Annotated in this window: 3 protein-coding genes; 1 reads left to right on the top strand and 2 read right to left on the bottom strand. The window is 37.1% G+C overall.

What is annotated here, in order from left to right; all coding sequences use genetic code 11:
* Nucleotides 1-58: 58 nt before the first annotated feature.
* Together clpB and epsC are read right to left on the bottom strand one after the other, a co-directional pair.
* Nucleotides 59-2,638, bottom strand: a complete 2,580-nt coding sequence (gene clpB, locus GGG_RS0118165) for an ATP-dependent chaperone ClpB (RefSeq protein WP_010117585.1) — start codon at nucleotides 2,636-2,638, stop codon at nucleotides 59-61.
* Nucleotides 2,639-3,127: 489 nt separating this feature from the next.
* The gene (epsC, locus tag GGG_RS0118160; protein ID WP_010117583.1) at nucleotides 3,128-4,036 is read right to left on the bottom strand and encodes a serine O-acetyltransferase EpsC; all 909 of its coding nucleotides are present in this window, start codon (nucleotides 4,034-4,036) and stop codon (nucleotides 3,128-3,130) included.
* A 360-nt stretch (nucleotides 4,037-4,396) separates the two neighbouring features.
* Between epsC and GGG_RS0118155 the strand changes: the two genes are divergently transcribed.
* Nucleotides 4,397-4,885, top strand: coding sequence for a rhodanese-like domain-containing protein (locus GGG_RS0118155; protein ID WP_010117581.1), 489 nt, complete (start codon nucleotides 4,397-4,399; stop codon nucleotides 4,883-4,885).
* Nucleotides 4,886-5,161 lie beyond the last annotated feature (276 nt).

The following is a 5,161-nucleotide window of genomic DNA, read 5'->3' as shown; positions in this document are numbered from 1 at the left end:
CTAGAGCCAAAACATAAAAAAACCTAGCCGAAGCTAGGTTTTCTATTTAAGTCATGTATTAACTTAATTTTAATTTACCAAAATGAAGATGACCATCTTCAGCACTAATCAAGATCGTGTCTCCTACAATGAAGTCACCCGCCAAGATTTTTTGCGCCAATGGATTTTCAATCTGTTGTTGGATTGCACGTTTTAATGGACGCGCACCGTAAACAGGATCAAAACCAGCATCGATCAGAATATCAAAAGCTTGATCATCAACTTTCAAACCAATATCACGATCATTCAAGCGAGAACGTAAACGATCCAATTGAATATCGGCAATGCCACGAATTTGTGATTTTTTCAACGAATGGAAAACCACTAATTCATCAATACGGTTAATGAACTCTGGACGGAAATGTTGAGATACAGCATTCAATATAGTTGCTCGAACCTCTGCATCACTCGCACCTTCACCTAGTTCACGTACATCATTTGAACCTAAGTTTGATGTCATTACAATTACAGTATTCTTAAAGTCAATCACACGACCTTGCGAATCTGTCAAACGACCATCATCCAATACTTGCAGTAAGATGTTAAATACATCTGGATGTGCTTTTTCAACTTCGTCAAATAACACCACGCTATAAGGCTTACGGCGCACTGCTTCAGTTAACACACCACCTTCTTCATAACCCACATAGCCTGGAGGTGCACCAACCAAACGGCTCACCGAATGTTTTTCCATAAATTCAGACATATCAATACGAATCATCGCATCATCACTGTCGAATAAGAAATTCGCCAAAGCCTTGGTTAACTCAGTTTTACCCACACCTGTCGGCCCAAGGAATAAGAATGAACCACTCGGACGGTTCGGATCAGATAATCCTGCACGCGAACGGCGCACTGCATTGGATACAGCAACCACAGCTTCATCTTGCCCAACCACGCGATTGTGTAAAAACTCTTCCATATGTAAAAGTTTTTCGCGTTCGCCTTGCAACATTTTCGTAACAGGAATACCCGTTGCTGCACTCACCACTTCCGCAATTTCATTTTCAGTAACTTTGGTACGAATCAATTTAGGTTCTTCATTCGTTTCAGCCACTTCTTCTTCATTCAAGCGTTTTTGTAACTCTGGAATAATGCCATATTGCAAACGGCTCGCTTCAGCCAAATCACCTTCACGTTGTGCTTTTTCAAACGCTGTACGCGCTTTATCTAACTCAACTTGCGCTTGATTTGTACCATCAACTAAGCGTTTTTCTGCAATCCACACTTCTTCCAAATCACTATATTCTTTTTGCACTTCTTCGATTTGTTTCTCAAGATGTGCAACCTCAGCTTTACTCACAGAGTCCGCATCTTTTTTAACTGCTTCCAACTGCATTTTCAATTGGATTAAACGACGATCCAAACGGTCTAATGGCTCAGGTTTTGAGTCAATTTCCATTTTGATACGTGATGCAGCCTCATCAATCAGGTCAATGGCTTTATCAGGCAATTGGCGGTCTGTGATGTAACGATGTGACATTTTCGCAGCAGCAATAATCGCTGAGTCTAAAATTTGCACACCATGATGCGTTGCATATTTATCTTTCAAACCACGCAGAATCGCGATGGTATCTTCTACACTTGGTTCATCGACCAATACTTTTTGGAAACGACGTTCCAAAGCAGCATCTTTTTCAATGAACTGACGATATTCATCTAAAGTTGTTGCACCTACGCAACGTAACTCACCACGTGCCAATGCAGGTTTCAACATATTCCCTGCATCCATTGCACCATCGCCTTTACCTGCACCTACAAGCGTATGCAATTCGTCAATAAATAGGATGATTTCACCATCATATTTTGCCAAATCTTTCAGCACTGCTTTTAAACGTTCTTCAAACTCACCACGGTATTTTGCACCTGCAAGTAATGAACCTAAATCTAAAGATAAAACACGTTTACCTTTCAAACTTTCTGGCACTTCACCATTGACAATACGTTGTGCCAAACCTTCAACAATCGCCGTTTTACCGACACCCGGTTCACCAATTAATACAGGGTTGTTTTTAGTACGACGTGATAATACTTGAATGGTACGGCGGATTTCTTCATCACGACCAATCACAGGATCAAGTTTGCCTGACAATGCACGTTCAGTCAGGTCAATGGTATATTTATTTAACGAATCACGTTGATCTTCATGGTTATTTGCCATAACTTGTTCGCCACCTCGAATGTTTTCAATTGCTTTGCGTAGTTTGTCAGTCGTTACACCTACGCTACTTAATAATGTCTTGGTTGTACCTGTTTCAGCTAAAGCCAATATCACCCAGTCGGTTGATAAAAATTCATCTCCTGCTTTTTGCGCAAAACTATCTGCCAAATTTAAGGCACGCACGGCTTCAGGATTAAGATTGATATCCCCTGTTGGATTACTCAAAGTCGCTGCATTATCCAATGCTTGTTGCAGTTTATTTTTTAACTCAGGTAAGTTCGCACCTGATTGTTGTAATAAACTTAGATTAGAGGGTTCTTCTAATAATGCAGATAGGATATGAATACCCTCAATTGCAGTATGGTCTTTACCCATCGCTAAAGATTGAGCATCTGATAAAGCTTGCTGTAGGCGGTTCGTAAATTTTTCAAATCGCATTCTTGTTATTCCTCACAACAAATTTTGTACTTGAACAATAAATGGGAACACTTTTTTTAATTTCAATGATAATATTAAATTATTTTTTATATTTTTCAAAAACTTACTGTTTTACTCAAGATAAAACTCAGTAGTAATATGGGTACTGATCTATTCTTTTTCAAGTCAGCTATTCTGAAAAATAATGGATTTAATTTTATCCTTTTAAAGTTGCTACTTCGTTATTAGAGTAAGCAAATTAAAGATAATTTAGAATAAGAACAGTGTTGAATTTAGGTAACATTTCAATTAACTCAATCAACTGGCGTCAGACTGAGTGAATAAAAAAAACCAAATGAAAAGTCTGAGAATCGTGTCATCTTTAATCTTATAAACTTGATCTTATAAATATGACTTCACGATTCTATCTTTTGATTCTATATTTTTAAGTTTTTATAATTTAGAACAATAACGCCAAACGATAGATTACTTATCGACAAGCGCTACGAACTACACCTCTGACTTCGTTGCAGAACTTTGAGAAACAGCACTATTCGGGGCAATACTTTGGGTAATCCAAACATTCCCACCAATCACAGCACCATGACCAATCGTAATACGTCCAAGAATGGTCGCGCCCGCGTAAATCACCACATTGTCCTCAACAATAGGATGTCGTGCATATTCCTTCTGTAAACGTCCTGACTCATCCACTTCAAAACGTTTCGCTCCCAAAGTGACCGCCTGATAAATACGCACATTTTTACCAATCACACAAGTTTCACCAATCACCACACCTGTGCCATGATCAATAAAGAAACCTTGATCAATTTTTGCTCCCGGATGAATATCAATCCCTGTTTTAGAATGTGCAATTTCCGCAATTAAACGCGCTAATAAAGATAGATCTTTTTTATAAAACTCATGCGCAATCCGATGGTAAATAATCGCCAAAATTCCCGGATAGCAAAGTAAAACCTCATCTACGCTACGTGCCGCAGGGTCACCATCATAGGCAGCAATTACATCCGTATCTAAAAGACGACGTAACTCAGGTAATTTTTGTGCAAATTCACTCACCATGCTTTGTGCAAGTACTTCAATCACATCCGCATTTTCATGATGTTTTTTATATTTATAGTCATAGGTTAAATTCAGTTTAACCTGCTCCTGTAATGCGTATAAGGTTTTCTCAAGGGTATGTGCGATATAAAAATTCTCGCTTTGTTGGCGTAAATCAGGCGGGCCAAGGCGCATTGGAAATAAAATACCGCACAGATCATTCATGATTTTTTTAATTTCTTCTTTTGAGGGTAATTCTCGCCCTCCAAAATCTTTTAGACTCTTTTGTTGTGTTCGCCACTCATTACGTGCTTGCTGTAATTCTGTGACGATATTTTGAATATTCCACTGGGTCATTGGTTTGCCTGCAATTCAATACTTTATCGTTATCTGAATATGAGTTTAAGTTTCATTATTCAATTGTGCTGTATAAATACTATTTTATTTGCTCATTTTCAGATAAACATTGTTTAGATATTCATATCTCAAATTTGGATTTAGCATTGCAAAATCAGTGTTTCAATTGAAATATACCTCTTTCTTTTGATTTCAACTTGATTTCAACAAAACGATTCATCTTTCCCAAAATAAGAATATGCAAAGCAATTTTTATTCATTTTCAATATATAAATAATCGTTATATTTAATATCAACTTCTCAAATAAATTATTTCAAATTCAGAAATACATTTCCAAGAATTTGATAAAGGTGTGTGACATGAACAGCGTAACTCAAATCAATTTTATCCCTTTGGATGACGGCAAAATCAAACAAATTTTTAGCGATGCTAAGCAACGTGTCGAAGATCATTATCTTGAATTTACTGGAACTGTGTTACCGCATGAAGCGTGGGCTCTCTTTCAAGCTGGGCATGCAGTTATTGTCGATGTCCGTACCAATGAGGAACGTAAATTTGTAGGTTTCGTAGAAGAAACGATTCACATCCCTTGGGCAACAGGAACTGCTTTGAATCGAAATCCACGTTTTGCCAAAGAACTCGAAACCAAAGTGGGAAAAGACAAAACTATTCTGCTGCTCTGTCGTAGCGGTAAACGTTCAGCCGCCGCTGCAAATGTGGCGTTCAATGCAGGTTTTGAACATGTTTATAACATTGACCAAGGCTTTGAAGGTGATTTGGATGAAAATGATCATCGAGGTGCTTTTAATGGTTGGCGCTTTCATCAACTGCCGTGGAAACAAGAATGAAACAAAAAAAACGTTTAAAAGTGACTTGAATGTAATTAAGCAAGTAACATGAATTTAAATCCATATCCGACTTAATCTATTTTAAAACTTTCGATGTAAACTTGTCGTTATATAATTATTTATCATAAAAATCAGATAAATGAGAAAATATTCTTATTATTTTATGATTAATGCGAACAAATTCACTCAATATTCACCCGTTTATTTTTTAAATACACAATTTAGGAATAATCAAATTTCTAAATAATGGAATAAAAAACAATCGAATATTACTAA

This window comes from Acinetobacter sp. P8-3-8, assembly GCF_000214135.1.
GTDB lineage: Bacteria > Pseudomonadota > Gammaproteobacteria > Pseudomonadales > Moraxellaceae > Acinetobacter.
This window is presented reverse-complemented; position numbering and strand designations above follow the sequence as displayed.

Excerpts from the sequence above, each read along its gene's own strand:
- clpB (WP_010117585.1), bottom strand. The coding sequence starts at position 2,638 with ATGCGATTTGAAAAATTTACGAACCGCCTACAGCAAGCTTTATCAGAT.
- epsC (WP_010117583.1), bottom strand. The coding sequence starts at position 4,036 with ATGACCCAGTGGAATATTCAAAATATCGTCACAGAATTACAGCAAGCA.
- GGG_RS0118155 (WP_010117581.1), top strand. The coding sequence starts at position 4,397 with ATGAACAGCGTAACTCAAATCAATTTTATCCCTTTGGATGACGGCAAA.